This window comes from Providencia sp. PROV119, from assembly GCF_028482435.1.
Lineage (GTDB): Bacteria > Pseudomonadota > Gammaproteobacteria > Enterobacterales > Enterobacteriaceae > Providencia > Providencia stuartii.
In genome coordinates this window covers 1-1,391 of record NZ_JAMPQL010000053.1, presented here as the reverse complement: position 1 = coordinate 1,391, position 1,391 = coordinate 1, and the positions used below count along the sequence as shown (strand labels likewise).

The window sequence follows — 1,391 nt, the reverse complement described above, 5'->3', positions numbered from 1 at the left end:
GTATGCCGCCAGACAATATCGTCATCCGCAACAGGCAGTGTCTCAGGTCGATAATCGAAATCATGAATATCAAACCCTTCAGGCTTATCGACTTTTTGTGGCAGAGGGGAAGGCCCTGCATGAATATCGGCCCTTTTGGAATATCATCAATCCGCGCTGAGATATTAATAATTTTGCCTGACGCCGCTACCCCCATATACAGCTGAGTACCACCATCCACATCAAATCGGTATACTTCAATAGGCGCCAGCAGACTGAGTGCATGACCAAGGGATTGATACGCAGGTAAGCTGATGACTTCCATTCTTTCAGCTCCAGATGCCAGCTGACCTTTAATCACAGGAACTTGCGCTTTATCACTATCCGGCTCAGTATGAAGAACAATCAGCTGTGATGCCGCTGCCATTGCGACTGCGGTTTTATCAGTTGAGGCAAAACCCACTCGCAAACGTGTCGGTGCCGTTCCCCCCATATCCGCAATTTCCAATAAATCCTGCTGGGTTAAACTATCGCCTTTATAATAGTGAGCCACCATAGCGAAAAAGATCTTCCTGCCGTCCATGGTGACGGGAAATGATACCCGCAAAACTTGTTCTAGCTCATTGGAAATGTTCTTACTTGAGCTCTGTTGTGTTGTACCCCAACCAAAATCGTTCTCTTGTTGCCCTACAGCAGCACCGGCAACACCACCACTTAAGGCTCCTCCCATTCCCATGCTCCCACCCAAACCACCGAAGAAAGGAAATGCCTGTGCAGTCCCAATCGGATTGAGTGCATTGCCAATGGTACTGAATAAGGATGAAACCCAGTTAGCTTCAGACTCAGATTGTTCAGTTGCTGACGGAATACCACAGGTATACGCACTGTAATCACACTCCCCAAAATTCGCCAAGTCTTCGACCGCATCACCAGCATCTGTATTGCCTTCGCCGCGCAAGATAGATTTGGCAAATACCGGTTCGGCAATGCGTTTAATTGCTATCACGCGGTGGAGGTCGTAGGGGAACCACAGTTGATAGCCTTCATCTCGCTGTTGATAATGGGCTGAACGGCTGATTTGCCCTGCCGTCATACGGTGAACGGTCTAGGGCAATCCGGTGTTAAATTCACCCGCGCGGTGCTGCTCACTGAGTTGATAGCCCTGTTCACGACAAAAATCTTTCAACGATTTATCTTTGCCTTGAATCGCCGTCGGAGGAGATAGGGTGGTCAGTGCATCCGCCAGTGACTGCGGCTCAAGGGTTAAAGTATACGGGCGTGCCGTCATGCCTTCGGCGTGTATTAGCCCTTGCGTATCACTGCTGCCCGCTAAGGTGCGCCCTGTGCCACGTTCGGATAAAGTATAAGCCACGCCAATTAATGGTTGTCCTTTATCATCCACCAATTGCAGG

The 1,391-nt window shown here is 49.5% G+C and carries 2 pseudogenes; both read right to left on the bottom strand.

Going from position 1 to position 1,391, the window contains the following annotated elements:
- Positions 1-1,072 (bottom strand): annotated as a pseudogene (locus PSF11_RS21135) (hypothetical protein); the annotation flags it as partial.
- Between the two features lie 12 nt (positions 1,073-1,084).
- Positions 1,085-1,391 (bottom strand): annotated as a pseudogene (locus PSF11_RS21130) (S-type pyocin domain-containing protein); the annotation flags it as partial.